General features: G+C 63.7%; 22 protein-coding genes. 16 read left to right on the top strand and 6 right to left on the bottom strand.

The window, feature by feature from the left end; translation table 11 throughout:
• Positions 1–100: 100 nt before the first annotated feature.
• Positions 101–838 carry a 30S ribosomal protein S2 gene (rpsB, locus tag ACK56M_RS06380; RefSeq protein ID WP_003252287.1) on the bottom strand — a complete coding sequence of 246 codons (738 nt, stop codon included), beginning with the start codon at positions 836–838 and terminating at the stop codon, positions 101–103.
• A gap of 346 nt (positions 839–1,184) precedes the next feature.
• On the opposite strand from rpsB, the gene map reads away from it, so the two are divergent.
• Genes map through dapC form a run of 3 tightly spaced genes read left to right on the top strand, consistent with a single transcriptional unit; the run spans position 1,185 to position 5,938 of the window.
• Positions 1,185–1,967: a type I methionyl aminopeptidase gene (gene map / locus ACK56M_RS06375; RefSeq protein WP_004375406.1), complete on the top strand. Its 783-nt coding sequence runs from the start codon at positions 1,185–1,187 to the stop codon at positions 1,965–1,967.
• Between the two features lie 41 nt (positions 1,968–2,008).
• Positions 2,009–4,711: a [protein-PII] uridylyltransferase gene (locus ACK56M_RS06370; RefSeq protein WP_054573194.1), complete on the top strand. Its 2,703-nt coding sequence runs from the start codon at positions 2,009–2,011 to the stop codon at positions 4,709–4,711.
• 30 nt (positions 4,712–4,741) lie between these two features.
• Positions 4,742–5,938, top strand: a complete 1,197-nt coding sequence (gene dapC / locus ACK56M_RS06365; protein ID WP_411959305.1) for a succinyldiaminopimelate transaminase — start codon at positions 4,742–4,744, stop codon at positions 5,936–5,938.
• 151 nt (positions 5,939–6,089) lie between these two features.
• On the opposite strand, the gene ACK56M_RS06360 is transcribed toward dapC, so the two are convergent.
• Both ACK56M_RS06360 and ACK56M_RS06355 read right to left on the bottom strand, forming a co-directional pair.
• Positions 6,090–7,736 carry a Na+/H+ antiporter gene (locus tag ACK56M_RS06360; RefSeq protein WP_015269190.1) on the bottom strand — a complete coding sequence of 549 codons (1,647 nt, stop codon included), beginning with the start codon at positions 7,734–7,736 and terminating at the stop codon, positions 6,090–6,092.
• Between the two features lie 190 nt (positions 7,737–7,926).
• Positions 7,927–8,241 carry a helix-turn-helix domain-containing protein gene (locus ACK56M_RS06355; RefSeq protein WP_015269189.1) on the bottom strand — a complete coding sequence of 105 codons (315 nt, stop codon included), beginning with the start codon at positions 8,239–8,241 and terminating at the stop codon, positions 7,927–7,929.
• Positions 8,242–8,779: 538 nt separating this feature from the next.
• Here ACK56M_RS06355 and ACK56M_RS06350 point away from each other — a divergent pair.
• The 4 genes from ACK56M_RS06350 to ACK56M_RS06335 all read left to right on the top strand — a co-directional run bounded on the left by ACK56M_RS06350 (position 8,780) and on the right by ACK56M_RS06335 (position 11,926).
• Positions 8,780–9,127, top strand: coding sequence for an ArsC family reductase (locus tag ACK56M_RS06350; RefSeq protein WP_013971246.1), 348 nt, complete (start codon positions 8,780–8,782; stop codon positions 9,125–9,127).
• Positions 9,128–9,158: 31 nt separating this feature from the next.
• Complete coding sequence (dapD, locus tag ACK56M_RS06345; protein WP_013971245.1) at positions 9,159–10,193, top strand: 2,3,4,5-tetrahydropyridine-2,6-dicarboxylate N-succinyltransferase; 1,035 nt, start codon at positions 9,159–9,161, stop codon at positions 10,191–10,193.
• Between the two features lie 120 nt (positions 10,194–10,313).
• Entirely contained in the window at positions 10,314–11,519 is a 1,206-nt protein-coding gene (locus tag ACK56M_RS06340; RefSeq protein ID WP_182329137.1) for a cysteine desulfurase, read from the top strand.
• The gene (locus tag ACK56M_RS06335; protein ID WP_061550983.1) at positions 11,516–11,926 is read left to right on the top strand and encodes a SufE family protein; all 411 of its coding nucleotides are present in this window, start codon (positions 11,516–11,518) and stop codon (positions 11,924–11,926) included. Before ACK56M_RS06340 ends, ACK56M_RS06335 begins: the two co-directional genes overlap by 4 nt.
• A 111-nt stretch (positions 11,927–12,037) precedes the next feature.
• Here ACK56M_RS06335 and tcdA read toward each other — a convergent pair whose 3' ends face one another.
• Positions 12,038–12,847, bottom strand: coding sequence for a tRNA cyclic N6-threonylcarbamoyladenosine(37) synthase TcdA (gene tcdA, locus ACK56M_RS06330; RefSeq protein WP_161551231.1), 810 nt, complete (start codon positions 12,845–12,847; stop codon positions 12,038–12,040).
• A 119-nt stretch (positions 12,848–12,966) separates the two neighbouring features.
• Here tcdA and ACK56M_RS06325 point away from each other — a divergent pair, with 119 nt between their 5' ends.
• From ACK56M_RS06325 to ACK56M_RS06310, 4 genes are all read left to right on the top strand, one after another.
• On the top strand, positions 12,967–15,558 hold the full coding sequence (locus tag ACK56M_RS06325) for a glycosyltransferase (RefSeq protein ID WP_061550985.1): 2,592 nt from the start codon (positions 12,967–12,969) through the stop codon (positions 15,556–15,558).
• A gap of 199 nt (positions 15,559–15,757) precedes the next feature.
• The gene (dapE, locus tag ACK56M_RS06320) at positions 15,758–16,909 is read left to right on the top strand and encodes a succinyl-diaminopimelate desuccinylase (protein WP_013971240.1); all 1,152 of its coding nucleotides are present in this window, start codon (positions 15,758–15,760) and stop codon (positions 16,907–16,909) included.
• On the top strand, positions 16,909–17,721 hold the full coding sequence (locus ACK56M_RS06315; protein ID WP_015269184.1) for a putative RNA methyltransferase: 813 nt from the start codon (positions 16,909–16,911) through the stop codon (positions 17,719–17,721). The genes dapE and ACK56M_RS06315 overlap by 1 nt, the downstream gene beginning before the upstream one ends.
• A 17-nt stretch (positions 17,722–17,738) precedes the next feature.
• A complete protein-coding gene (locus ACK56M_RS06310) occupies positions 17,739–18,113 on the top strand; it encodes a hypothetical protein (protein ID WP_003257701.1) in 375 nt (124 codons plus the stop codon).
• A 122-nt stretch (positions 18,114–18,235) separates the two neighbouring features.
• Here the strand turns inward: ACK56M_RS06310 and ACK56M_RS06305 are convergent, their stop codons facing one another.
• Positions 18,236–18,445: a cold-shock protein gene (locus tag ACK56M_RS06305; protein ID WP_003252255.1), complete on the bottom strand. Its 210-nt coding sequence runs from the start codon at positions 18,443–18,445 to the stop codon at positions 18,236–18,238.
• Positions 18,446–18,676: 231 nt separating this feature from the next.
• Here ACK56M_RS06305 and plsB point away from each other — a divergent pair, with 231 nt between their 5' ends.
• From plsB to ACK56M_RS06280, 5 genes are all read left to right on the top strand, one after another.
• Positions 18,677–21,163, top strand: a complete 2,487-nt coding sequence (gene plsB / locus ACK56M_RS06300) for a glycerol-3-phosphate 1-O-acyltransferase PlsB (protein ID WP_054573221.1) — start codon at positions 18,677–18,679, stop codon at positions 21,161–21,163.
• Positions 21,164–21,242: 79 nt separating this feature from the next.
• The gene (locus tag ACK56M_RS06295) at positions 21,243–21,617 is read left to right on the top strand and encodes a YbaY family lipoprotein (RefSeq protein ID WP_100412972.1); all 375 of its coding nucleotides are present in this window, start codon (positions 21,243–21,245) and stop codon (positions 21,615–21,617) included.
• Positions 21,618–21,656: 39 nt separating this feature from the next.
• Entirely contained in the window at positions 21,657–22,370 is a 714-nt protein-coding gene (locus ACK56M_RS06290; protein WP_015269181.1) for a hypothetical protein, read from the top strand.
• A 127-nt stretch (positions 22,371–22,497) separates the two neighbouring features.
• Positions 22,498–22,896 carry a YbaY family lipoprotein gene (locus ACK56M_RS06285; protein WP_217190056.1) on the top strand — a complete coding sequence of 133 codons (399 nt, stop codon included), beginning with the start codon at positions 22,498–22,500 and terminating at the stop codon, positions 22,894–22,896.
• A 33-nt stretch (positions 22,897–22,929) separates the two neighbouring features.
• Positions 22,930–23,619 (top strand): DUF4197 domain-containing protein, encoded by a 690-nt coding sequence (locus tag ACK56M_RS06280; protein ID WP_015269179.1) that lies wholly within the window; start codon positions 22,930–22,932, stop codon positions 23,617–23,619.
• A gap of 131 nt (positions 23,620–23,750) precedes the next feature.
• On the opposite strand, the gene ACK56M_RS06275 is transcribed toward ACK56M_RS06280, so the two are convergent.
• Positions 23,751–26,816 carry an efflux RND transporter permease subunit gene (locus ACK56M_RS06275; protein WP_015269178.1) on the bottom strand — a complete coding sequence of 1,022 codons (3,066 nt, stop codon included), beginning with the start codon at positions 26,814–26,816 and terminating at the stop codon, positions 23,751–23,753.
• Positions 26,817–26,818: the final 2 nt, after the last annotated feature.

The raw sequence follows: 26,818 nt of genomic DNA, 5'->3' as shown, positions 1-26,818 counted from the left end.
CGGGCCCATGATGCGGGGCCGATGCTGACAGCAGGATTTCAAGGTGGCAAAAAGGGGGCAGAGCCCCCTTTTTGCGTGCCAAGTCGACGCTAGCGTCTAATTACTCGGCAGCAGGTGCAGCCGCTTCTTCAGCGTAAACTTCGGTGCCGCCGGCAACGTTGTTGCGGCCGCGGATGACTGCGTCAGCCATCGAAGTCATGTACAGCTCGATAGCGCGGATGGCGTCATCGTTACCTGGGATGATGTAGTCAACACCTTCCGGGCTGCTATTGGTATCGACAACGCCGATTACCGGGATGCCCAGCTTGTTGGCTTCGGTGATCGCGATGCGCTCGTGATCAACGTCGATAACGAACAGAGCGTCTGGCAGACCACCCATGTCCTTGATGCCGCCCAGGCTGCGATCCAGTTTTTCCAGGTCGCGGGAGCGCATCAGGGCTTCTTTCTTGGTCAGCTTGGCGAAAGTGCCGTCTTCGGCCTGGGTTTCCAGGTCGCGCAGGCGCTTGATCGAAGCGCGGATGGTCTTGTAGTTGGTCAGCATGCCGCCCAACCAACGGTGGTCAACGTACGGCGAACCGCAACGAGCAGCTTGCTCGGCGACGATCTTGCCGGCGGAACGCTTGGTACCGACGAACAGGATCTTGTTCTTGCCCTGGGCCAGGCGCTCTACGAACGACAGAGCGTCGTTGAACATTGGCAGGGTTTTTTCCAGGTTGACGATGTGGATCTTGTTACGCGCGCCGAAAATGTACTTGCCCATTTTCGGGTTCCAGTAACGGGTCTGGTGGCCGAAGTGCACACCGGCCTTCAGCATATCGCGCATGTTGACTTGGGACATGATAGTTCCTTGATAAGTCGGGTTGGGCCTCCACGTATCCCAATGACCAACCCGCGAATTCTGCAACTCGGGGCACCCAGGTCATCGTGTCGACACGTGTGTGGGTTAAGTGCTGACGGGGTCGTCCCCGAAAGCGGCGCATTTTATACCACAGACCGCGACCGAACGGAACCCGGATACCGTTGCGTCCGTCAGCGGTTTTTGCAGCACCCCGGCTTTCGCGCCAGAATGCCAGCTGTAGACAGCAGCATTGCCGCCTTTATCCCGACCGATCGGCGCCCTGCTCTGCTAGAATCCGGCCTTTCCCGTTTGTTCGCGCCGTGCACGGCGCTGTAGAGAGCCTGTAATGACCGTCACCATCAAGACCGCAGAAGACATCGAGAAGATGCGCATCGCCGGCCGCCTGGCCGCCGAGGTGCTGGAAATGATCGAGGAACACGTCAAGCCCGGTGTCACCACCGAAGAGCTGGACCGCCTGTGCCACGACTACATCGTCAACGTCCAGCAGGCCATCCCGGCACCGCTCAACTACAAGGGCTACCCGAAGTCGATCTGCACCTCGATCAACCATGTGGTCTGCCACGGCATCCCCAACGACAAGCCGCTCAAGGACGGTGACACGCTGAACATCGACGTCACCGTGATCAAGGACGGCTACCACGGCGATACCAGCCGCATGTTCCACGTCGGCACCGTGCCGGTATGGGCCGAGCGCCTGTCCAAGGTGACCCAGGAGTGCATGTACAAGGCCATCGAACTGGTCAAGCCGGGCTGCCGACTGGGCGACATCGGCGAAGTGATCCAGAAGCACGCTGAAAAGAACGGTTTCTCGGTGGTACGCGAGTTCTGTGGCCATGGCATCGGCAAGGTGTTCCACGAAGAGCCGCAGATCCTGCACTACGGCCGCGCCGGCACCGGCATGGAGCTGAAGGAAGGCATGACCTTCACCATCGAGCCGATGATCAACCAGGGCAAGGCCGACACCAAGGTACTGGGCGACGGCTGGACCGCCATCACCAAGGACCGCAAACTCTCGGCCCAGTGGGAGCACACCCTGGTGGTGACCGCGACCGGCTACGAGATCTTCACCCTGCGCAAGGACGACACCATCCCGCGCACCTCGGCCTGACCGCACTCCCACAGGCCACCCTACGACAGGAACGTGACGCGATGCCCCAGGTGGACCCCGAGCTGTTCGACCGCGGCCAGTTCCAGGCGGAACTGGCCCTCAAGGCGAGCCCCATCGCCGCCTTCAAGAAAGCCATCCGCCAGGCCGGCGAGGTGCTCGACAAGCGTTTCCGCAGTGGCAGCGAAATCCGCCCACTGATCGAGGCCCGCGCCTGGCTCGTCGACAACATCCTGCAACAGGCCTGGAACCAGTTCGACTGGGGTGACCAGAGCGGCATCGCCCTGGTCGCGGTGGGTGGCTACGGACGCGGCGAGCTGCACCCGCATTCGGACATCGACCTGCTGATCCTGCTGGGTGCTGCCGAACACGAGCAGTACCGCGACGCCATCGAGCGGTTTCTCACCCTGCTTTGGGACATCGGCCTGGAAGTAGGCCAGAGCGTGCGCACCGTCGACGAGTGCGCCGAGCAGGCCCGCGCCGACCTGACGGTCATCACCAACCTGATGGAAAGCCGCACCATTGCCGGTCCCGAGGCGCTGCGCCAACGCATGCTTGAGGTGACCAGCACTGCGCACATGTGGCCGAGCAAGGACTTCTTCCTGGCCAAGCGCGCCGAACTCAAGGCCCGCCATCACAAGTACAACGACACCGAGTACAACCTCGAACCCAACGTGAAAGGTTCACCCGGTGGCCTGCGCGATATCCAGACAGTGCTGTGGGTGGCCCGCCGCCAGTACGGCACCCTCAATCTGCACGCGCTGGCCGGCGAAGGCTTCCTGCTGGAAAGCGAGAACGAACTGCTGGCCTCGTCCCAGGACTTCCTGTGGAGGGTGCGCTACGCCTTGCACATGCTGGCCGGGCGCGCCGAGGATCGCCTGCTGTTCGACCATCAGCGCAGCATCGCAGCGCTGCTGGGCTACAGCGACGACAACCCCAAGCGGGCGATCGAGCAGTTCATGCAGCAGTACTACCGGGTGGTGATGAGCATCAGCCAGCTGTGCGACTTGATCATCCAGCACTTCGAGGAGGTCATCCTCGCCGATGACGACAGCGGCACCACCCAGCCGCTGAATGCGCGCTTCCGCCTGCATGATGGCTATATAGAGGCAGTCAGGCCGAACGTGTTCAGGCGCACACCGTTCGCAATGCTGGAAATCTTCGTGCTGATGGCTCAGCACCCCGAGATCAAGGGCGTACGCGCCGATACGGTGCGGCTGCTGCGCGAACACCGGCACCTGATCGACGACACTTTCCGCACCGATATCCGCAACACCAGCCTGTTCATCGAGCTGTTCAAGTGTGAAATCGGTATACACCGCAACCTGCGGCGGATGAACCGCTACGGCATCCTTGGCCGCTATCTGCCGGAGTTCGGCCTGATCGTCGGGCAGATGCAGCACGACCTGTTCCACATCTATACGGTCGATGCGCACACCCTCAACCTCATCAAGCACCTGCGCAAGCTGCAATACACCCCGGTGTCCGAGAAATTCCCGCTGGCCAGCAAGCTCATGGGCCGCCTGCCCAAGCCCGAGCTGATCTACCTGGCCGGCCTGTACCACGACATCGGCAAGGGCCGCCAGGGCGACCATTCCGAGCTGGGCGCGGTGGATGCGCAGAAGTTCTGCGAGCGCCACCAGTTGCCGGCCTGGGACAGCCGGCTGATCGTCTGGCTGGTGCTGAACCACCTGGTGATGTCGACCACCGCCCAACGCAAGGACCTGTCCGACCCTCAGGTAATCAACGATTTTGCCCTGCACGTGGGCGACGAGACACGCCTGGACTACCTGTACGTGCTGACCGTGGCCGATATCAACGCCACCAACCCCAGCCTGTGGAACTCGTGGCGGGCCAGCCTGCTGCGCCAGCTGTACACCGAGACCAAACGCGCCCTGCGCCGAGGCCTGGAAAACCCGCTGGACCGCGAAGAGCAGATTCGCCAGACCCAATCGGCGGCGCTGGATATCCTGGTGCGCGAAGGCACCGACCCGGACGATGTCGAGCAACTGTGGTCGCAGCTGGGGGATGACTACTTCCTCAAGCACACCGCTGCCGACGTGGCCTGGCACAGTGACGCGATCCTCCAGCAGCCAGCCGATGGCGGGCCGCTGGTGCTGATCAAGGAAACCACCCAGCGCGAGTTCGAGGGTGGCACGCAGATCTTCATCTATGCCCCCGACCAGCACGACTTCTTCGCCGTCACGGTGGCAGCCATGTCGCAGCTGAACCTGAACATTCATGACGCGCGAATCATCACCTCGAGCAGCCAGTTCACCCTCGACACCTACATCGTGCTGGACAACGACGGCGGCTCGATCGGCGACAACCCGCAGCGGGTCAAGCAGATTCGCGACGGCCTGACCGAAGCGCTGCGCAACCCCGAGGACTACCCGACCATCATCCAGCGCCGGGTACCGCGCCAGCTCAAGCACTTCGACTTCCCGCCACAGGTGACCATCCTCAACGATGCCCAGCGGCCGGTGACCATCCTCGAAATCACCGCGCCCGACCGCCCAGGCCTGCTGGCCCGGCTGGGGCGGATCTTCCTGGAGTTCGACCTGTCGCTGCAGAACGCCAAGATCGCCACCCTTGGCGAGCGGGTGGAAGACGTGTTCTTCATCACCGATGCCGACAACCAGCCGCTGTCCGACCCACAGCTGTGCAGCCGACTGCAGGAGGCCATCGTCCAGCAGTTGCAGGCCGGCCAGGCCAGCGATGCCAGCCCCACCCGCGTGACCTTTTAACGACTAGACGATTGACGAGACCTTGCGCCGATGAACCATGCCTTGACCCAGCTTCAGCCCTACCCGTTCGAGAAACTCCGCGCCCTGCTGGGCAGCGTGAAGCCTGCGGCGGACAAGCGCGCCATCGCGCTGTCGATCGGTGAGCCGAAGCACGAATCGCCGGTGTTCGTCGCCCAGGCCATGGCCGACAACCTCGACAAGCTGGCAGTGTACCCAAGCACCATCGGCCTGCCCGCCCTGCGCCAGGCCATTGGCCAGTGGTGCGAGCGGCGCTTCGGCGTACCGGCCGGCTGGCTGGATGCCGACCACCACATCCTGCCGGTCAACGGCACCCGTGAAGCGCTGTTCGCCTTCACCCAGGCCGTGGTCAACCGCGCCGATGACGGCCTGGTGGTCAGCCCCAACCCGTTCTACCAGATCTACGAAGGCGCAGCGCTGCTGGCCGGTGCCACCCCGCACTACCTGCCGTGCCTGGAAAGCAACGGTTTCAACCCCGACTTCGACGCCGTGCCGGCTGAAGTGTGGAAGCGTTGCCAGATCCTGTTCCTGTGCTCGCCGGGCAACCCCACCGGCGCACTGGTGCCGATGGACACCCTGAAGAAGCTGATTGCCCTGGCCGACGAGCACGACTTCGTGATTGCCGCCGACGAGTGCTACAGCGAGTTGTACTTCGACGAGGATGCCCCGCCACCAGGCCTGCTGACCGCCTGTGCGGAACTGGGCCGCAGCGACTTCAAGCGCTGCGTGGTATTCCACAGCCTGTCCAAGCGCTCCAACCTGCCGGGCCTGCGCTCGGGCTTCGTCGCCGGTGACGCCGAGATCATCAAGCCGTTCCTGCTGTACCGTACCTACCACGGCTGCGCCATGCCGGTACAAACCCAGCTGGCCAGTATCGCTGCCTGGCAGGACGAGGCGCATGTGCGTGAAAACCGCGACCAGTACCGCGCCAAGTACGACGCCGTGCTGGATATCCTGCAGCCGGTGCTGGATGTGCAGCGCCCGGATGGCAGCTTCTACCTGTGGGCCAAGGTGCCCGGCAGCGATGCCGAGTTCAGCCGCGACCTGTTCGAGGCTCAGCATGTGACGGTGGTACCGGGGTCGTACCTGTCGCGTGAAGTGGATGGCGTGAACCCGGGCGCCGGGCGTGTGCGCATGGCACTGGTTGCACCGCTGGCCGAGTGCATCGAGGCGGCGGAGCGGATTCGCGAATTCCTGCAGAACCGCTGATTCGACAGGGGCCGTACAACTCTCGAGTGTTGTGCAGTACCTGTAGGAGCGGTTTTACCCGCGAACACCGGCACAGCCGGTGCCATGCACCGCGTCGCCTGATTCGCGGGTAAACCCGCTCCCACAGGGCCGCAAAGCGGCCCCTTGGGGTCTACCTGACTGACCCCAGGTTCGCTTCACTCATATCCAGCTCACCCAGCACCTGCCGCACCACTTCATCCCCCACCAGATGCTGGCGATGCAGTTCATACAGCTCCAGCCGCTGGGCCCGCAGCGCCCGCAGGCGCAAACGCCGCTCCAGCAGGTCCATCTGCTCGGCCAGGGCCTTGGCCTCGGCGCTGTTGTTGTAGCTGTCCAGCTCATCGCGGTATTCCGCCATCAAGCGCGCCTTCAACTCGGTCGCCAGGGTCGCCTGCGCGGCATCCTGCGGCGCATTGCTGTCGATCACTTCCTCTGCCTCCAGCGCATGGATCGCCGCCTCGGCCGTGCGTCGCCAGGCCTCCTGCACTTCCTGGTGCAAGCGCTCGTCAGGGCTCTTGGTCACCCCGCGCAGCAACAGCGGCAGCGCGATACAGGCGCTGATCAATGACAACAGGATCACACCGGCCGCAATGAAGATCAGCAGGTCACGCTCCGGGAAGGCCTTGCCTGCTCCCATCAGCAACGGGATCGACATCACGCCGGCCAGGGTGACCGCTCCGCGCACACCGCCCAGGGTCAGCAGCCAGCACGAGCGCGCCGTGGGCACCAGCACCAGCGCCGGCTTGCCGCGCCAGCGGCGTACCACATCGATCAAGCGCCAGATGCTCTGGACCCAGATGAACCGCAGCAAGATCAGCGCCACAAAGATCGCCACCACGTCCAGGCAGCGCCAGGCCAGGGTCGGCCAGACGGTGGGCTCATGGCTGACCACGGCCTTGATGATGTCCGGCAACTGCAGGCCCAGCAGCAGGAAGATCAGGCCGTTGAAAGCGAACTCCAGCAGCGACCATACGCTGCGGTTGAGCAGGCGCGTGCTGGTCTGCCGTGGCAGCAGGTCCAGCCAGCTCTGCATCATGCCGGCGGCCACCGCCGAAAGGATGCCCGATACGCCCAGGCGCTCGGCCAGCACGTAGGCAGCGAAGGGCAGCAGCAACATGAACACCACGTGGGTGGCCGGGTCATCCCAGCCGCGAGCGATCATCCAGGCACGCAGGCGGCCGATCAGCCAGCTCAGGCCCACGCCCACCGCCAGGCCGCCCAAGGCGACCAGCACAAAGCTGAAGCTTGCATCGGTCAGCGAGAACACCCCGGTGATCGCCGCCGCCAGGGCGAACTTGAAGGTCACCAGGCCCGAGGCATCGTTCATCAGGGCCTCGCCCTGGAGCATGTGCATCAGCGGGGTGGGCAGGCGGTCCTGGGTAATGGCCGAAACCGCCACGGCGTCGGTTGGCGACAACACTGCGGCCAGGGCGAAGGCCACGGGCAGCGGGATGCTCGGCAGCAGCCAGTGAATGAAGTAACCGGCCCCAACCACGGTAAACAGCACCAGGCCCACGGCCAGCGCCACCACCGGCCCACGAATGCGCCACAACTCACGCTTGGGAATGCGCCAGCCGTCGGCGAACAGCAACGGTGGCAGGAACAGGAACAGGAACAGCTCGGGGTCCAGTGCCACATGCAGGCCCAGTGTCGGCCAAGCGAGCAAGGCACCAGCGGCGATCTGTACCAGCGGCAAGGGCAGCGGAATCATGCGGCCGACCAGCTTCGACACGCTGACCAGCGTCAGCAGGATGAGGACGGTGTAGGCGGACTGCATCCGGGAAAGCTTCCTTTGTGAACCAGAAACGACAACAGGGCGAAACATCGCCATTGAAACAATATGTTAGCGGCGGTGGGCGATTCGGGGCCGCTGCACAATAGTCGCAAGGGAACCACGAATATGTAACACGATGCGTCTCAAGCGAAAAAATAGACCCGCCGAAGCGGGTCTGGGTAATTCCAAATGTTTACACCGCTTCAAGCCGCTCCAGCATATCCGGGTATTTTTCAACCAACTTGAGCAACATTGCCGCCTGAGGGTTCGGGCTGGCTTTATCCTGCTCCCAGTTCCGGAGCGTTGCTGCCTTCGTCCTGATGCACCTGGCAAATACCTCCTGCGACATACGCAGCCCCTCACGTATGGCGACAATCTCCTGCGGAGTAACCTTGGGTGCATCCAATGCCTTTACATGATGCTGGCGCAGGGTGATCTTCCCCTCGCGCTGCGCTTTCATCTCGTCGATGCCGCTCATCATTTCGGCAAACAAATCACGCTTTTTCATTCATTTGCTCCTCTGCTTGACCGATCGCTTCGTTTTTCGCGCCTCGACTTCCACAGTGATGGCCATAGAGAAAACGTACGCAAGTTGCACATACTTAACAATGGTGCAGGCTTGACCGGGTGTTGCCTTGGAACTGTATGCCTTGAAGTTGAGGTGATGCTGAGATCGAGCGCCGCCCGCGCGGCGCATCGCCGGCAAGCCAGCTCCCACATCTGTTTCGGGCCAGTCTCTTCTGTGAAATTACCGCTGCCCGCCCTGTTTGTTCCCTTCGATATTGAAGGTATCGCTTCTGCTTCTCACCAAAATTCAGTCATGCACTAAGGGTTCGCGCGGCTGAGGTGCAGGAATAACTGGCCCGAAACAGATGTGGGAGCTGGCTTGCCGGCGATGCGCCGCGCGGGCGGCGCTCGGTCTCCGACACACTGCAAGACCCAAGACATGCACACCCGTGGCGCTCACAGGATCGTTCCCGCATAATCCCGCGACTGAAATCGGAAAACGGAGAGATTGGGGCAGCCTGTTATCCCCAATGCACACAATGACCTACACGCTCTACGGCATCAAAGCCTGTGACACCATGAAAAAGGCACGTACCTGGCTCGAAGACCAGGCCATCGCCTACGAATTCCACGACTACAAGGCCCAAGGCATCGACCGTGACAGCCTGAACCGCTGGTGCGAGGAACACGGCTGGGAAGTCATCCTCAACCGTGCCGGCACCACCTTCCGCAAGCTGGACGACGCCAGCAAGGCCGACCTCGACCAGGCCAAGGCCGTCGAGCTGATGCTGGCCCAGCCGTCGATGATCAAGCGCCCGGTGCTCGACCTTGGCGCGCGTACCCTGGTCGGCTTCAAGCCCGACCTGTACGCCGCTGCCCTGGCCTGAGCCCCTACCCTATTTCGCACGAGGTAATCACATGTCCAATACCCTGTTCAGCCTGGCCTTCGGTGTCGGCTCCCAGAACCGCCAGGGCGCCTGGCTGGAAGTGTTCTACGCACAACCACTGCTCAACCCGAGCGCCGAACTGGTCGCTGCAGTAGCCCCTGTTCTCGGTTACCAAGGTGGCAACCAGGCCATCGCCTTCAGCAACGCCCAGGCCGCGCAACTGGCCGAAGCCGTGAAAGGTGTGGATGCCACCCAAGCCGCCCTGCTGACCCGCCTGGCCGAAAGCCACAAGCCGCTGGTCGCCACCCTGCTGGCCGAAGACGCCGCGCTGACCTCGACGCCAGAGGCCTACCTCAAGCTGCACCTGCTGTCGCACCGCCTGGTCAAGCCGCACGGCGTGAGCCTGGCTGGCATCTTCCCGCTGCTGCCGAACGTGGCCTGGACCAACCAGGGCGCGGTCGACCTGGCCGAACTCGCCGAACTGCAACTGGAAGCGCGCCTGAAGGGCGAGCTGCTGGAAGTGTTCTCGGTGGACAAGTTCCCGAAAATGACCGACTACGTGGTCCCGGCAGGCGTGCGTATCGCCGACACTGCCCGAGTGCGCCTGGGCGCCTACATCGGCGAAGGCACCACCATCATGCACGAAGGCTTCGTCAACTTTAACGCCGGCACCGAAGGCCCGGGCATGATCGAAGGCCGCGTTTCCGCTGGCGTATTCGTCGGCAAGGGCTCGGACCTGGGCGGCGGCTGCTCGACCATGGGCACCCTGTCCGGTGGCGGCAACATCGTCATCAAGGTTGGCGAAGGCTGCCTGATCGGCGCCAACGCCGGTATCGGCATTCCGCTGGGCGACCGCAACACCGTCGAAGCCGGCCTGTACATCACCGCCGGTACCAAGGTGAACCTGCTGGACGAGAACAACCAGCTGGTCAAAGTGGTCAAGGCCCGCGACCTGGCCGGCCAGACCGACCTGCTGTTCCGCCGCAACTCGCTGAACGGCGCGGTGGAGTGCAAGACCCACAAGTCGGCCATCGAGCTGAACGAGGCGCTGCACGCGCACAACTGAGAACCCTTCAACCGCTGCCGGAGCGAGCTTGCTCGCGAACAGCGGATTCTCAGCGTTTGAAATGTTAAGATCGGGTCTGGCACCACGCCAGACCCGATTTTCATTCCAGGCCCCGCGACCATGTTTCAGCCCTCCCCCTGGCGTGCCGATTTTCCCGCCATCGCCGCCCTGCAACGGCAGCACCAGACCTACCTGGACAGCGCCGCCACCACCCAGAAGCCGCAAGCCCTGCTCGATGCCCTTAGCCATTACTACGGCCATGGCGCAGCCAACGTGCACCGTGCCCAGCACTTGCCCGGCGCACTGGCGACCCAGGCCTTCGAAACCAGCCGCGACAAGGTTGCCGCCTGGCTCAATGCGGCAGACTCGCGGCAGATCATCTTCACCCACGGTGCCACTTCGGCGCTGAACCTGCTGGCCTATGGCCTGGAACACCGCTTCGAGGCCGGTGACGAAATTGCCGTCAGTGCCCTGGAGCACCATGCCAACCTGCTGCCCTGGCAACAGCTGGCGCGCCGGCGCAACCTGCGCCTGGTGGTGCTGCCGCTGGACGCCCATGGCCGCATCGACCTGGACCAGGCGCTGCAACTGATCGGCCCGCGCACCCGGGTGCTGGCGGTGAGCCAGCTGTCCAACGTACTGGGTACCTGGCAGCCGCTGCCGGCGCTGCTGGCCCATGCCCGCGCCCAAGGCGCACTGACCGTGGTCGACGGTGCCCAGGGCGTGGTGCATGGCCGCCATGATGTGCAGCAGCTTGGCTGCGACTTCTATGTGTTCTCCAGCCACAAGCTGTACGGCCCGGAAGGCGTCGGTGTGCTGTACGGCCGCAGCCAGGCGCTGGAACTGCTGCACCACTGGCAGTTCGGTGGCGAGATGGTGCAACTGGCCGAATACCACAGCGCCAGCTTCCGCCCGGCGCCGCTGGGGTTCGAGGCAGGCACGCCGCCGATCGCCGGGGTGATCGGCCTGGGTGCAACCCTGGACTACCTGGCCAGCCTCGATGCCCAGGCGCTCGAATCCCATGAAACCAGCCTGCACCAGTACCTGCTGCGTGGCCTGGCGGACCGCGATGGCGTGCGCATCCTGGGCACGCCACAGGCGGCCCTTGCCAGTTTCGTCATCGACGGCGTGCATAACGCCGACATCGCCCACCTGCTGACCGAGCAAGGCATTGCCGTGCGTGCCGGGCACCACTGTGCCATGCCGCTGCTGCAGGGCCTGGGCCTGGAGGGTGCGATCCGCGTGTCATTGGGGCTGTATAACGACAGCGATGACTTGCAGCGCTTCTTCGCGGCGCTGGATCAAGGCCTGGAGCTGTTGCGATGACCCTGCCGGATCAGGCGCGCCAGGCGCTGGAAGCTTTCGAGCAGGGCAAGGGCTGGGAACAGCGTGCGCGGCTGCTGATGCAGTGGGGCGACCGGATGGAACCGCTGGCTGACACTGAAAAGACCGAGGCCAACCGGGTACATGGCTGCGAAAGCCTGGTATGGCTGGTGGCCGAGCAGGTCGAGGGCCTGTGGCGGTTCAAGGCCAGCAGCGATGCACGCCTGTTGCGTGGGCTGCTGGCGTTGTTGCTGGTGCGGGTGCAGGGATTGGCCAGTGAAGAACTCGCCGGGCTCGATCTGCGTGAGTGGTTCACTCAGCTGGGCCTGGAGCGCCAGCTTTCGCCATCGCGCAGCAATGGGCTGCATGCGGTGTTGCAGCGGATGGCGGAGCTGGCGTCCAACCGTTGAATCGGTGCTGGCCTCTTCGCGGGCTCGCCCGCTCCCACAGGACCTTCACCTTTCTGGAGAGAGATGCAGTACCTGTGGGAGCGGGCAAGCCCGCGAAGAAGCCCACGCGGTCTATTCAGGCTTGACCCGCTCCGAAGGCCGCCGCGCCCCCGCTACCAGTTTTTCCACCGCCTTGCTCGCCGCCACCATGCCAAAGGTCGCGGTCACCATCATCACCGCGCCAAAGCCACCCGCGCAGTCCAACCGCACGCCCTCGCCCACGAAGCTTTTCTGCAGGCAAACGCTGCCATCGCCCTTGGGGTAGCGCAGCTGTTCACTGGAGAACACGCATGGCACGCCATAGTTGCGGCTGACATTGCGCGAGAAGTTGTAGTCGCGGCGCAGGGTGGAACGCACCCGCGAGGCCAGCGGGTCGTTGAAGGTCTTGTTCAGGTCGGCGATCTGGATCTGTGTCGGGTCGATCTGCCCACCGGCGCCCCCCGTGGTGACGATGGCGATCTTGCGCCGCCGGCACCAGGCAATCAGCGCCGCCTTGGCCATGACGCTGTCGATGCAGTCGATCACACAGTCGAGGTTCTCGGTGATGTACTCGACCATGGTGTCGCGGGTGACGAAGTCAGCGACAGCATGCACCGTACACCCCGGGTTGATCGCCCGCAGGCGCTCGGCCATGACCTCGACCTTGGGCCGCCCCACCTGCCCTTCCAAGGCATGGGCCTGGCGGTTGGTGTTGCTGACGCACACATCGTCAAGGTCGAACAGGGTGATCTCGCCCACGCCACTGCGTGCCAGCGCTTCCGCCGCCCACGAGCCTACCCCGCCAATACCGACCACGGCCACATGGGCCTGGCCCAGACGGTGCAACCCCTGGTCGCCATACAGCCGGGCAACGCCGGCGAAGCGTGGATCTTCTGTGCTCATGTTCATACCCCAAAAAACCGGCGCGCATTATATGCCAGCGGGCCCATGGCCTGCATCGTTAGGAAAGAGACTACCAACCCTGCTTTAATGTCGTATCACTTCGACACATATGGACGACAATGTCTTCACGTAAATTCGGCCTGAACCTGGTCGTGGTCCTGGCCATCGCCGCGTTGTTCACCGGGTTCTGGGCCCTGATCAACCGCCCGGTCTCCGCCCCCGCCTGGCCAGAGCAGATCTCTGGCTTCTCGTATTCACCGTTCCGCCTGGGCGAAAGCCCGCAGAAGGGCCAGTACCCCAGTGACGACGAGATGCGCCAGGACCTGGAACAGTTGAGCAAACTGACCGACAGCATCCGGATCTACACCGTGGAGGGCACCCAGGCGGATATCCCGCGCCTGGCCGAGGAATTCGGCCTACGGGTGACGCTGGGCATCTGGATCAGCCCGGACCTGGAGCGCAACGAACGCGAAATCGCCACGGCCATCCAGCTGGCCAACACCTCGCGCAGCGTGGTGCGGGTGGTGGTCGGCAACGAGGCGCTGTTCCGCGAAGAAGTCACCCCGGAAAACCTGATCAAGTACCTGGACCGGGTACGCGCAGCGGTCAAGGTGCCGGTGACCACCAGTGAGCAATGGCACATCTGGAAGGAAAACCCGCAGTTGGCCAAGCACGTCGACCTGATTGCCGCGCACATCCTGCCGTACTGGGAGTTCGTGCCGATGAAGGATTCGGTCGAGTTCGTGCTCGACCGTGCCCGCGAGCTGAAGCACCAGTTCCCGCGCAAACCCCTGCTGCTGTCGGAAGTCGGCTGGCCGAGCAACGGCCGCATGCGCGGCGGCGCCGATGCCACCCAGGCTGACCAGGCCATCTACCTGCGTACCCTGGTCAACACCCTCAACCGCCGTGGTTACAATTACTTCGTCATCGAAGCCTACGACCAGCCGTGGAAGGCCAGCGACGAAGGCTCGGTGGGCGCCTACTGGGGCGTGTACAACGCCGAACGCCAGCAAAAATTCAACTTTGACGGCCCGGTGGTGGCGATACCGCAATGGCGCGCCCTGGCGGTGGCCTCGGTAGTGCTGGCGATGATCGCCCTGATGGTACTTTTCATCGACGGTTCGGCCCTGCGCCAGCGCGGCCGCACCTTCCTGACCTTCATCACCTTCCTGTGCGGGTCGGTGCTGGTATGGATCGCCTACGACTACAGCCAGCAATACAGCACCTGGTTCAGCCTGACCGTAGGCGTGCTGCTTGCCCTCGGCGCGCTGGGCGTGTTCATCGTGCTGCTGACCGAGGCCCACGAACTGGCCGAGGCAGTATGGATACACAAGCGCCGGCGCGAATTCCTGCCGGTGCAGGCCGATAGCGCCTACCGGCCCAAGGTATCGGTGCATGTGCCGTGCTACAACGAGCCGCCGGAGATGGTCAAACAGACCCTCGATGCCCTGGCCGCGCTGGATTACCCAGACTACGAAGTGCTGGTGATCGACAACAACACCAAGGACCCGGCCGTGTGGGAGCCGCTCAAGGCCCATTGCGAGAAGCTCGGCGAGCGCTTCAGGTTCTTCCACGTCGCGCCCCTGGCCGGTTTCAAGGGCGGCGCGCTGAACTACCTGATCCCGCACACCGCCAAAGACGCCGAGGTGATCGCGGTGATCGACTCGGACTACTGCGTCGACCGCAACTGGCTCAAGCACATGGTGCCGCACTTCGCCGACCCGAAGATTGCCGTGGTGCAGTCGCCGCAGGACTACCGCGACCAGCACGAAAGCGCCTTCAAGAAGCTGTGCTACAGCGAGTACAAGGGCTTCTTCCACATCGGCATGGTCACCCGCAACGACCGTGACGCGATCATCCAGCACGGTACCATGACCATGACCCGCCGCAGCGTGCTGGAAGAGCTGGGCTGGGCCGAGTGGTGCATCTGCGAGGACGCCGAACTGGGCTTGCGGGTATTCGAGAAGGGCCTGTCGGCCGCCTATGCCCACAACAGCTACGGCAAGGGCCTGATGCCCGACACCTTCATCGACTTCAAGAAGCAACGCTTCCGCTGGGCCTACGGCGCCATCCAGATCATCAAGCACCACGCCAGCGCCCTGCTGCGCGGCAAGGGCAGCGAGCTGACCCGCGGCCAGCGCTACCACTTCCTGGCCGGCTGGCTGCCGTGGATCGCCGATGGCATGAACATCTTCTTCACCATCGGCGCGCTGCTGTGGTCGGCGGCGATGATCATCGTGCCGCACCGGGTCGACCCGCCGCTGATGATCTTTGCCATTCCGCCGCTGGCACTGTTCTTCTTCAAGGTCGGCAAGATCATCTTCCTCTACCGCCGCGCGGTAGGGGTGAACCTGAAAGATGCCTTTGCTGCGGCGCTGGCCGGGCTGGCACTGTCGCATACCATCGCCAAGGCGGTGCTGTACGGGTTCTTCACCAGCAGCATGCCGTTCTTCCGCACACCGAAAAACGCCGACAGCCACGGGCTGCTGGTGGCGATTTCCGAGGCTCGGGAAGAGCTGTTCATCATGTTGCTGCTGTGGGGCGCCGCGCTGGGCATCTACCTGGTACAGGGGCTGCCGAGTTCGGACATGCGCTTCTGGGTGGCGATGTTGCTGGTGCAATCGTTGCCTTATGTGGCGGCGCTGGTGATGGCGTTCCTGTCTTCGCTGCCCAAGCCTGGGGAAAAGGCCGCCGAGCCGCAGCAGGCCTGAGAATGCCGGGGGCGCTTTGCGCCCCTATCGCGACACAAGGCCGCTCCTACAGGGGATCGCATCCCGTCAGATATGGCGAGATCGCCTGTAGGAGCGGCCTTGTGTCGCGATGGGCCGCAAAGCGGCCCCATTGGCCTGACGGTTTGATATAAGATAACGCCCTCAGATTTCCCCGCCTTGCCTTGCCCCGGAGTTCCCCATGACGGCCCCTGCCGAGCTCTCGCCTACCCTTCAACTGGCCTGCGACCTGATCCGTCGCCCCTCGGTCACCCCCGTCGACGCCGACTGCCAGGCGCAGATGATGAACCGCTTGGGCGCCGTAGGCTTCCAGCTCGAGCCGATGCGCATCGAGGACGTCGACAATTTCTGGGCCACCCACGGCAGCCAGGATGGCCCGGTGCTGTGCTTCGCCGGCCACACCGACGTGGTACCCACCGGCCCGGTGCAGCAATGGCAGCATGAGCCGTTCGAAGCGCTGATCGACGCCGACGGCATGCTCTGCGGTCGTGGCGCCGCCGACATGAAAGGCAGCCTGGCCTCCATGGTGATTGCCAGCGAGCGCTTCGTGCAGGACTACCCGGACCACCGCGGCAAGGTCGCGTTCCTGATCACCAGCGACGAGGAAGGCCCGGCCCACCATGGCACCAAGGCCGTGGTCGAGCGCCTGAAAGCACGCAACGAGCGCCTGGACTGGTGCATCGTCGGCGAACCCTCCAGCACCACCCTGCTGGGTGACGTGGTCAAGAACGGCCGCCGTGGCTCGCTGGGCGCCAAGCTGACCGTGCGCGGCAAGCAGGGCCATGTGGCCTACCCGCACCTGGCGCGCAACCCGATCCACTTGGCCGCTCCGGCCCTGGCGGAACTGGCGGCCGAGCACTGGGACGAAGGCAATGCGTTCTTCCCGCCGACCAGTTTCCAGATCTCCAACCTCAATTCCGGCACCGGCGCCACCAACGTGGTCCCCGGCGAGCTGACCGCCCTGTTCAACTTCCGTTTCTCTACCGAGTCCACCGTCGAAGGCCTGCAGGCGCGGGTGTCGGCGATCCTCGACAAGCATGAGCTGGACTGGTCGATCGACTGGGCGCTGTCGGGCCTGCCGTTCCTTACCGAACCGGGCGAATTGCTGGACGCCGTCTCGGCCAGCATCAAGGGCGTCACCGGCCGCGACACCCAGCCGTCGACCAGCGGCGGTACCTCCGATGGGCGCTTCATCGCCACCATGGGCACCCAGGTGGTCGAGCTCGGCCCGGTCAACGCCACCATCCACCAGGTGGATGAGCGGATCCTGGCCAGCGATCTCGACCTGCTGACCGAAATCTATTACCAGACCCTGGTCCGGTTGCTCGCCTGATGCTCGCCTGCCCTCTTTGCCAGGCGCCGCTGAGCCGGCTCGACAACGGCGTGGTGTGCCCGGCCGGCCACCGCTTCGACCGGGCCCGCCAGGGTTACCTGAACCTGCTGCCGGTGCAGCACAAGAACAGCCGCGACCCGGGTGACAACCAGGCCATGGTCGAAGCCCGCCGCGATTTCCTCGACGCCGGCCACTACGCGCCGGTGGCGCGCCGCCTGGCCGAGCTGGCCGCCGAACGCCAGCCCGAGGCCTGGCTGGACATCGGCTGTGGCGAGGGTTACTACACTGCGCAAATCGCCCAGGCACTGCCGGCTGCCGACGGCTATGCCCTGGACATTTCCCGCGAGGCAGTCAAGCGTGCCTGCCGTCGCGCGCCCGAGGTTACCTGGATGGTCGCCAGCATGGCCCGCGTGCCGCTTGCCGACGCCAGCTGCCAGTTCATCGCCAGCGTATTCAGCCCGCTGGACTGGGACGAGGCCAAGCGCCTGCTCAGCCCGGGCGGCGGCCTGATGCGGGTCGGCCCCACCAGCGGCCACCTGATGGAACTGCGCGAAGTGCTCTACGATGAAGTACGCCCTTACGCCGACGACAAACACTTGGCCCTGGTCCCCGAAGGCATGGCCCATGCCCACAGCGAAACCCTGGAGTTCCGCCTGAGCCTGGCCGCGCCCAAGGCCCGCGCCGACCTGCTGGCCATGACCCCGCACGGCTGGCGTGCCAGTGCCGAAAAGCGTGCCCGGGTGATCGACCAGCCCGAGCCGTTCGAGGTCACGGTTTCCATGCGTTATGACTATTTCGTGCGCCAAGACTGAGCACACCCGGAGCCCTTATGCGCCAACCTGATATCGAGATCTACCTGAAGGACGCCGACGTCGACCACAAGCAGATTGCCGAGTGGCTCGCCCAGGCAATCGGCCCCTGCAGCGAATGGAAGCAGAAAGGCCATACCTTCAAATGCCAGGCCGGTAACATTCCGGTCACCTGGCTACCCAAGGCTGTAGGGAAATGGAACAGCCTGTACCTGGAAAGCGACCAGACGCCGTGGGCCGATGACGTTGCCTGCGCCCGCGCCGCATTTGCCGCACTGGGTGTGGAAGTGCGCTGCGCGCCAGGTGGCTGGGTGGAGGAAGATGGGGAAGAAGATGCCGACCGCTGGGTCCGCATCAGCGCCGACGGTGAAGAGGAAATCACCTGGCGCACCTGAATGCACTGCATTCTTTGTGGGAGCCCGGCTTGCCGGCGATGCAGGCAACACGGTGCCTGGCACCGGCTTCGCCGGTGATCGCCGGCAAGCCAGCTCCCACAGCAAGCCTTACCGCATGAGGCTCAGAGCCCTACTACGTCCTCGGCTTGCAGGCCTTTCTGGCCCTGCACGCAGGCGTACTCCACCCGCTGACCTTCGACCAGGGTACGATGCCCCTCACCGCGGATCGCCCGATAGTGGACGAATACATCCGCACCACCTTCGCGCTGAATGAAGCCATAACCCTTGGCATCGTTGAACCACTTTACATTCCCAGTCTCACGAGACGACATCTGAACTACTCCGGATTTTTATTGTGAAGATCGCCTTGCAGACACAGAGTCCCTCCCTGTGTCGACGCCGCTTGCGCAAATATCTTGCAAGTGGCAGGCCGAGTATATGACACAGAACAAAAAAATTTGATGACCGTCGCGCCGTTCGGCGATTTTTGCTGAACTTGCGCGGATACGGCAGACTAATTGGCTGGATACCCACCTGAAAACCACCCCCAGGGCACACACCCCATGACCCGTTCCCCCCTGCGCCGCCTGATCTTCGGCGCCCTGCGTCGCCTGTTGTACCTGTGGGTGCGCTCCGAGACCATCAACCAGTCTTCCCTCACCCTCAAGCTCGACCGCAGCCGGCCGGTGTTCTATGCCTTGCCCTCGCCCGCGCTCACCGACCTGGTCGTGCTCGACCATGAATGCACCAAGGCGGGCCTGCCGCGCCCGGTGCTGCCGGTGGCGGTTGGCCCGCTGCAGGAACCTGCGGCATTCTTCTACCTCACCCCGGACCCGGACTGGCTCGGCCGCCATGACAAGCGCGGTGCCCCACCCACCCTGGAGCGCCTGGTCGCCGCCGTCAGCCAGCATGCCGAAGAGGATGCGCAGATCATTCCGGTCAGTGTGTTCTGGGGGCAGACCCCGGCAAGTGAATCCAGCCCGTGGAAGTTGCTGTTCGCCGACAGCTGGGCGGTTACCGGGCGCCTGCGTCGGCTGCTGACCGTACTGATCCTCGGGCGCAAGACCCGGGTGCAGTTCTCCGCGCCCATTCACCTGCGCGAACTGGTACAGCACAACAAGGGCCACGAACGCACCGTACGCATGGCCCAGCGCCTGATGCGCGTGCACTTTCGCAACCTGAAGACCGCAGTCATCGGCCCGGACATCTCGCACCGGCGCAACCTGGTCAAAGGCCTGATCCACGCGCCCCAGGTGCGCCAGGCCATCGTCGAAGAGGCGCAGCGCGAAAACCTGCCGCTGGCCAAGGCCGAAGCCCAGGCCCTGCGCTATGGCAACGAGATTGCCTCGGACTACACCTACACCGCGATCCGCTTCCTCGAAGTGGTGCTGAGCTGGTTCTGGAACAAGATCTACGACGGCATCAAGGTCAACCACATCGAGCAGGTGCAAGGCATCGCACCCGGCCACGAAGTGATCTATGTGCCGTGCCACCGCAGCCACATCGACTACCTGCTGCTGTCGTACCTGCTGTTCCGCAACGGCCTGACGCCGCCGCACGTGGCCGCGGGCATCAACCTCAACATGCCGCTGGTGGGTAACCTGCTACGCCGTGGCGGCGCCTTCTTCATGCGCCGCACGTTCAAGGGCAACCCGCTGTACACCGCGGTGTTCAACGAGTACCTGCACACCCTGTACACCAAGGGCTTTCCGGTCGAGTACTTCGTCGAAGGCGGGCGCTCGCGCACCGGGCGCATGCTGCAGCCGCGCACCGGAATGCTGGCCATTACCCTGCGCAGCTTCCTGCGTTCGTCGCGTACGCCGATCGTTTTCGTGCCGGTTTACATCGGCTACGAGCGCGTGCTCGAAGGCCGCACCTACCTGGGCGAGCTGCGCGGTGCCAGCAAGAAGAAAGAGTCGATCTTCGATATCTTCAAGGTGTTCGGCGCGCTCAGGCAGCGCTTTGGCCAGGTGTACGTGAACTTTGGCGAGCCGATCCGCCTGGCCGGTTTCCTCGACCAGCAACAACCCGGCTGGCGTGAACAGGACCACGGCCCGCAGTACCGCCCGGCCTGGCTCAACGCCACCACCACCCGCCTGGGCGAAACCGTTGCCCGCCACCTCAACGAGGCGGCCGCTATCAACCCGGTCAACCTGGTGGCGCTGGCGCTGCTGTCCACCAGCCGCCTGGCCCTGGACGAGCGCGCCCTGACCCGCGTGCTCGACCTGTACCTGGCCTTGCTGCGCCAGGTACCCTACTCGCCGCACACCACCCTGCCCGACGGCGACGGCCAGGCGCTGATCGAGCACGTGCGCGGGATGAACCTGGTGGCCGAGCAGAAGGACGCCCTGGGCCGCATCCTGTACCTGGATGAAGGCAACGCGGTACTGATGACCTATTACCGCAACAACGTGCTGCACATCTTCGCCCTGCCGGCGCTGCTGGCCAGCTTCTTCCTCAGCAGCTCGCGCATGAGCCGCGAACTGCTGGGCCAGTATGTACACGCGCTGTATCCCTACCTGCAGGCCGAACTGTTCCTGCGCTGGACGCCGGAACAACTGGATGCGGTGATCGACCAGTGGCTGGCCGCACTGGTCGAGCAAGGGCTGCTGCGCCAGGACAACGCCATCTACATTCGCCCGGCGCCCAGCTCGCGGCAGTTCGTGTTGCTGACCCTGCTCGCCCGCACCATCACCCAGACCCTGCAGCGTTTCTATATGGCCACCTCGCTGTTGCTCAACAGCGGGCAGAACAGCCTCAGCGCCGAAGAGCTGGAAGACCTGTGCGTGATGATGGCCCAGCGCCTGTCGATCCTGCACGGCCTGAACGCCCCGGAGTTCTTCGACAAGACCCTGTTCCGCCACTTTATCCAGACCTTGGTCGAGCAAGGCGTGCTACATGCTGACGCCCAAGGCAAGCTCGGTTATCGCAACAAGCTCGGCGAGCTGGCCGAAGGCGTGGCCAAGCGCGTGCTGTCTGCGGAACTGCGCCTGTCGATCCGCCAGGTGGCATTGCACCGCGATGAGCCTGCGGAGGTTATACAGCGGTAGCTTTTCAGGCTGCTCTCAGCCCTTGGGAGGGATCAGGATCACGGTGCTCTTCAGCACATCCCTCTCAAGGAGCACCAACATGACTCAAATGAAGACGCTGGACGTTGAAATCGTTTCCTCTGGCGATAACACGCTCGCACCGTCCGGCCTGGTTGAATTGAAGCTGATCGATATTTCGAAGGCAGATGCGCGCTCCATCAGCCTTGCCGAGTTGCGTCTGCGCTGTGGCGGCCTGATGCCGATCAATCTGCCGCTGACGTTTGATACCAGCCTTATCGACCCACGCCGCAGCTATGCCCTCGCCGTGCGCATCGAGATAGACGGCCAACTGCGCTACATCACCACCAGCCGTCACTCGATAGAACCAGCCACGGTATCGGGTACACAACGGGTGACTGTCGACCAGATTGCCACCGAAAACGGTCGCCAGTTCAGCGACAACCTCGCTGAGTGACTGGCGCCTGTACCCATGACCGAACCGAGGAAAACCAACATGCTACCCGCCAACTTCATCGAGATCCGCGGGACCGTGCTTGTCCCGTCGTGCATCCATACAGCTGAAGGCGCACCGCACCTTGGCGTACGCGTACAGTTGGGCACGGATGAGAACAAGATCATCCTGGCCGCCTGGGGGTGCCAGACGCTTGGCGTCGCAATGCCTTTCAACTTGCTGCTGGACCGCAATAGCCTGCCGGAAGGTGCCGAACCAACGCTAGTGGCCAGTTATGGTGTTGGCGTCAATGAAGAGCCAAACGGCTTGAGCCTGTCGATGCCACTTGCAATCAACCAGCCTGAGCCAAACCCTCCCATGGTCCTGAGGATACCCGCCCAGCCTGGCGAGCAAAGTCAGCAGCCCCTGTCGCCCGCGATCATCGAGATGAAGAACATCATCGAGATTCCCGAAGAGTTGCTAAGGCCACAGGCGCTCATGACGTTCGGCCTGTATCGGACCCAGGAAGACGGTTACAGCAACAGAAGCTCCAGCTACATTGCCGGTGCCGCCCTGTGGCCGACACACGGACCTGTGACGCTTACCACGTACCTGGATGGCAACACAGTCAATGACGACGAACCCTTGCATCTGCGCGTGGCCTACTACGACCCACACACCATGACCCCGTACGCCGGGAGAACGCTGCGCGGCCTGACCCTTCCAAGCGTTACCGAACTGGAGGCAATCAGCCTGCGACCGCCGCGCCGTAGCTGAATATTGCGCTTCGCCTTGCTCTCCCCCTCTTTGTCTTTGTCGCATCTTCATCAAGGACCCACCAGAAGAAATCCGCTAAAGTCCCTGGGGTTGGCCACAAGCCAACGCCAAGGACTTCGGAGATACCATGAAAAAGCTCTTTATGCTGTGTTGCGCATCCTTGCTAGCAGCCTGTTCCAGCCACACCCCGTCCAACCAGGCCAGCCTGGATGGCGAAGTCTTCTACCTGCAACGCAGTGCCCTGCCACCGGCCGCCACCCTCAGCGTGGAGCTGCAGGACGTCTCGCTGATGGACGCCCCGGCGGTTACCCTGGCCCGCCAGGCTGGCCCGGTCAAAAGCAACGTACCGCTGCCATTCCACCTCATCTACGACCCGGCCCAGGTCAAGCCAGGCCACCGCTATGCGGTAAGCGCGCGCATCGAGCTGGACGGCAAGCTGCTGTTCATAAACACCGAGCACCACGGTGTCATGCTCGACGGCAGTGACCCTCAGCCCGTGCGGATCAAGGTCGATCCGGTCCGCTGAAACCCGTATTCATCTGTTTACAAGGAAAGCTTCATGATCCGCACTTCCCTGCGCTTCACCACCCTGTGTGCCGGCCTGCTGCTGTCGGCCAGTGCCCTGGCCCTGTCGCTTGGCGATCTGACCCAGAAAGACGCCACTGGCGGCCTGAAGGATGCACTGACCCAAGGCGCACAATTGGCCGTCAAGCAGCTGAGCACCCCGGGCGGCTTCAGCGACAACCCCGACGTGCGCATCGAACTGCCTGGCAACCTGGGCAAGGCCGCCAAGGCGATGAAGATGTTCGGCAAAGGTGAACAGGTCGAGGCCTTGGAAACCAGCATGAACAAGGCCGCCGAGGCTGCCGTGCCGCAGGCCCAGGCGATTCTGGTAGATGCCGTGAAGAACATGAGCGTGACCGATGCCAAGGGCATCCTCGCCGGCGGTGACGACTCGGCCACCCAGTACCTGAACAAGAGCAGCCGCGAGCAGATCCGCGCCAAGTTCCTGCCGATCGTCAAGCAGGCTACCGACAAGGTTGGCCTGGCTCAGCAGTACAACAACTTTGCCGGGCAGGCAGTGGCGTTGGGTGTGGTCGATGCCAAGAGCGCCAGCATCGAGAACTACGTGACTGAAAAGGCACTGGATGGCCTGTTCGAGATGATTGCCAAGCAGGAGCAGAGCATTCGCCAGAACCCGGCTGAAGCGGCTACCAGCCTGGCCAAGAAGGTCTTCGGCGCCCTCTGAATCCCGGTTGTCGCAAATCCTTGTAGGAGCAGCCCTGTGCTGCAAAGAGGCCGGGGCAGCACATGAAAATTCATGTTGCCGTGCCGGCCTCTTCGCAGCACAAGGCTGCTCCTACAGTGCGATGACAGCCGCTAGGCTTTCTTCACCCTGAACCAAGCCGCATACAACGCCGGCAAGAACAGCAGGGTAAGCACCGTGGCCACGATCAACCCGCCCATGATCGCCACCGCCATCGGCCCGTAGAACACACTGCGCGACAACGGGATCATCGCCAGCACCGCCGCTAAAGCAGTCAGCACGATCGGGCGGAAGCGCCTCACCGTGGCTTCGATGATCGCTTGCCAGCGATCCAGCCCCGCCGCGATGTCCTGCTCGATCTGGTCCACCAGGATCACCGAGTTGCGCATGATCATCCCCGCCAAGGCAATGGTGCCAAGCATGGCGACAAAGCCGAACGGCTGGCGGAATACCAGCAAGAACAAGGTCACGCCAATCAGCCCCAGCGGCGCGGTGAGGAACACCATCACCGTGCGCGAGAAGCTGCGCAGCTGGATCATCAGCAAGCTCAGCACCACCACCACGAACAGCGGCATGCCGGCATTCACCGACTTCTGCCCGCGCTCGGAGTCCTCGACCGTGCCGCCCACTTCCAGCAAATATCCATCCGGCAGCTTGGCACGAATGTCACGCAGGGTCGGTTCTATCTGTTTCACCAGCGTCGCCGGCTGCTCCTTGTCGTAGATATCGGCGCGCACGGTCACCGTCGGCAAGCGGTTACGGTGCCAGATGATGCCCTCCTCGAAGCCGTACTCCAGGGTCGCGACCTGCGACAACGCCACGCTCTGGCCATTGTCGGTCGGCAGTGCCAGGCTGCCGAGGTTGCCCAGCTCGCTGCGTTCCTGCCGGGTGCCGCGCAGCAGGATCTCGATCAACTCGTTGTCCTCGCGATACTGGCTGACCGTGGTGCCGGTCAGCGAGCTTTGCAGGAAGCTCGACAGGTGAGCGGTGCTCACGCCCAAGGCGCGGGCGCGGTCCTGGTCGATCTCGAGGAACACCGCCTTGCTCGGCTCTTCCCAGTCCAGGTGCACGTTCACCACATGCGGGTTCTGGCGCACCTTGTCGGCCACTTCACGGGCCAGCGCACGGGCCTTCTCGATGTGCTCGCCAGTCACCCGGAACTGCACCGGGTAACCCACGGGCGGGCCGTTTTCCAGGCGGGTGACCCGGGCACGCAGGTCGGGGAACTGCTGGTCCATGGTGCTGATCAGCCAGCTGCGAAGGCGCTCGCGGTCTTCCATCGACTTGGCCAGTACCACGAACTGGGCGAAGCTGGCCGCCGGCAGCTGCTGGTCCAGTGGCAGGTAGAAACGCGGCGAACCGGTGCCCACGTAGGCCACGTAATTGTCGATACCTTCCTGCTGCTTGAGCAACGCCTCCAGTTGCTTGACCCGCTCGGCAGTGTTGGCCAGCGAGGCACCCTCGGCCAGTTTCAGGTCGACCATCAACTCCGGGCGCCCTGAGGCCGGGAAGAACTGCTGGGGCACGAAACGGAACAGCAGGATACTGCCGACAAAGGCGGCAATGGTCAGCAGGATCACCGTCTTGCGCCGCCGCACACACCACTCCACCACACGCCGTACACGCTGGTAGAACGGTGTGGCGTAAGGGTCTGGCGCGTGGCCGTCCTTGCCATGACGGGAGGCATGCAGCTTGGCCAGGTCCGGCAGCAGGCGCTCGCCCAGGTAAGGCACGAATACCACGGCGGCCACCCAGGAGGTCAGCAAGGCAATGGTCACCACCTGAAAAATCGAACGGGTGTACTCGCCCGTACTGGAGGCCGCCGTGGCAATGGGCAGGAAGCCCGCCGCCGTGATCAGGGTGCCGGTGAGCATCGGGAACGCGGTGCTGCTCCAGGCGTAGCTGGCCGCCTTGAGGCGGTCGTAGCCCTGCTCCATCTTGATCGCCATCATCTCCACGGCAATGATCGCATCATCGACCAACAAGCCCAAGGCCAGCACCAGCGCGCCGAGGGAGATCTTGTGCAGGCCGATACCGAAGTAGTGCATGGCGGCGAAGGTCATGGCCAGCACCAACGGGATGGCCAGCGCCACCACCAGCCCCGTGCGCAGGCCCAACGAGAAGAAACTCACCAGCAGCACGATGACCAACGCCTCGACCAGCACCTGGACAAACTCGCCCACGCCGGCCTTGACCGCCGCCGGCTGGTCCGAGACCTTGCGCAGTTCCATGCCGGCCGGCAGGCTGCGTGCCAGGCGCTCGAACTCGCTTTCCAATGCCTTGCCCAGCACCAGGATGTCGCCGCCGTCTTTCATCGAAACCGCCAGGCCAATGGCATCCTCGCCCATGAAGCGCATGCGCGGTGCGGGCGGGTCGTTGAAGCCGCGGTGCACCTCGGCCACATCGCCGATACGGAAGGTGCGTTCAGCTATGCGGATGGGGAACTGGCGGATCTGCTCGACGCTGTCGAAGCGCCCGCTCACCCGCAGTTGCAGGCGCTCGCTGGGCGTTTCGAAGAAACCGGCGGTGCTGACCGCATTCTGCTCCTGCAGGGCCTGCTGCACGGCCTCCAGCGGCACGCCGAGGGTGGCCAGCTTGACGTTGGATAGCTCGATCCAGATTTTCTCGTCCTGCAGCCCGATCAGCTCGACCTTGCCCACGTCCTTGACCCGCTGCAACTGGATCTGGATACGGTCGGCATAGTCCTTGAGCACCGCGTAGTCGAAGCCCTCACCGGTCAGTGCATAGATATTGCCGAAGGTGGTGCCGAACTCGTCATTGAAGAACGGGCCCTGGATCTCCGGCGGCAAGGTGTGGCGGATGTCCGCGACCTTCTTGCGGATCTGGTACCACAGCTCGGGGATGTCCTTGGAATGCAGCGAGTCGCGGGCCATGAAGGTGACCTGCGATTCGCCCGGGCGGGAGAACGAGACGATCCGCTCGTACTCGCCGGTTTCCATCAGCTTTTTTTCGATGCGCTCGGTGACCTGACGCGACACTTCCTCAGCAGTGGCACCGGGCCACAGGGTACGAATGACCATGGCCTTGAAGGTGAACGGCGGGTCCTCACTCTGGCCGAGCTTGGTGTAGGACATGGCGCCAATGGCCGCCAGCAGGATCATCAGGAACAGGACGATCTGGCGGTTGCGCAGCGCCCAGGCAGAAAGGTTGAAACCCATCG

The sequence above is a fragment of the Pseudomonas sp. s4 genome, assembly GCF_046764235.1.
Classification (GTDB): Bacteria; Pseudomonadota; Gammaproteobacteria; order Pseudomonadales; family Pseudomonadaceae; genus Aquipseudomonas; species Aquipseudomonas asiatica.
The sequence above is the reverse complement of the archived record's forward strand: the minus strand, read 5'-3'. Positions and strand labels throughout refer to the sequence as shown.

What these genes read in the sequence shown, in the direction of transcription:
- dapC (WP_411959305.1), top strand. Translation starts at nt 4,742, where the DNA reads ATGAACCATGCCTTGACCCAGCTTCAGCCCTACCCGTTCGAGAAACTC.
- tcdA (WP_161551231.1), bottom strand. Translation starts at nt 12,847, where the DNA reads ATGAGCACAGAAGATCCACGCTTCGCCGGCGTTGCCCGGCTGTATGGC.
- ACK56M_RS06325 (WP_061550985.1), top strand. Translation starts at nt 12,967, where the DNA reads ATGTCTTCACGTAAATTCGGCCTGAACCTGGTCGTGGTCCTGGCCATC.
- ACK56M_RS06340 (WP_182329137.1), top strand. Translation starts at nt 10,314, where the DNA reads ATGTTTCAGCCCTCCCCCTGGCGTGCCGATTTTCCCGCCATCGCCGCC.
- map (WP_004375406.1), top strand. Translation starts at nt 1,185, where the DNA reads ATGACCGTCACCATCAAGACCGCAGAAGACATCGAGAAGATGCGCATC.
- ACK56M_RS06295 (WP_100412972.1), top strand. Translation starts at nt 21,243, where the DNA reads ATGACTCAAATGAAGACGCTGGACGTTGAAATCGTTTCCTCTGGCGAT.
- ACK56M_RS06305 (WP_003252255.1), bottom strand. Translation starts at nt 18,445, where the DNA reads ATGTCGTCTCGTGAGACTGGGAATGTAAAGTGGTTCAACGATGCCAAG.
- ACK56M_RS06290 (WP_015269181.1), top strand. Translation starts at nt 21,657, where the DNA reads ATGCTACCCGCCAACTTCATCGAGATCCGCGGGACCGTGCTTGTCCCG.
- ACK56M_RS06355 (WP_015269189.1), bottom strand. Translation starts at nt 8,241, where the DNA reads ATGAAAAAGCGTGATTTGTTTGCCGAAATGATGAGCGGCATCGACGAG.
- ACK56M_RS06280 (WP_015269179.1), top strand. Translation starts at nt 22,930, where the DNA reads ATGATCCGCACTTCCCTGCGCTTCACCACCCTGTGTGCCGGCCTGCTG.
- ACK56M_RS06310 (WP_003257701.1), top strand. Translation starts at nt 17,739, where the DNA reads ATGCGCCAACCTGATATCGAGATCTACCTGAAGGACGCCGACGTCGAC.
- dapD (WP_013971245.1), top strand. Translation starts at nt 9,159, where the DNA reads ATGTCCAATACCCTGTTCAGCCTGGCCTTCGGTGTCGGCTCCCAGAAC.
- dapE (WP_013971240.1), top strand. Translation starts at nt 15,758, where the DNA reads ATGACGGCCCCTGCCGAGCTCTCGCCTACCCTTCAACTGGCCTGCGAC.
- ACK56M_RS06275 (WP_015269178.1), bottom strand. Translation starts at nt 26,816, where the DNA reads ATGGGTTTCAACCTTTCTGCCTGGGCGCTGCGCAACCGCCAGATCGTC.
- ACK56M_RS06370 (WP_054573194.1), top strand. Translation starts at nt 2,009, where the DNA reads ATGCCCCAGGTGGACCCCGAGCTGTTCGACCGCGGCCAGTTCCAGGCG.
- ACK56M_RS06335 (WP_061550983.1), top strand. Translation starts at nt 11,516, where the DNA reads ATGACCCTGCCGGATCAGGCGCGCCAGGCGCTGGAAGCTTTCGAGCAG.
- ACK56M_RS06285 (WP_217190056.1), top strand. Translation starts at nt 22,498, where the DNA reads ATGAAAAAGCTCTTTATGCTGTGTTGCGCATCCTTGCTAGCAGCCTGT.
- plsB (WP_054573221.1), top strand. Translation starts at nt 18,677, where the DNA reads ATGACCCGTTCCCCCCTGCGCCGCCTGATCTTCGGCGCCCTGCGTCGC.
- rpsB (WP_003252287.1), bottom strand. Translation starts at nt 838, where the DNA reads ATGTCCCAAGTCAACATGCGCGATATGCTGAAGGCCGGTGTGCACTTC.
- ACK56M_RS06360 (WP_015269190.1), bottom strand. Translation starts at nt 7,736, where the DNA reads ATGCAGTCCGCCTACACCGTCCTCATCCTGCTGACGCTGGTCAGCGTG.
- ACK56M_RS06315 (WP_015269184.1), top strand. Translation starts at nt 16,909, where the DNA reads ATGCTCGCCTGCCCTCTTTGCCAGGCGCCGCTGAGCCGGCTCGACAAC.
- ACK56M_RS06350 (WP_013971246.1), top strand. Translation starts at nt 8,780, where the DNA reads ATGACCTACACGCTCTACGGCATCAAAGCCTGTGACACCATGAAAAAG.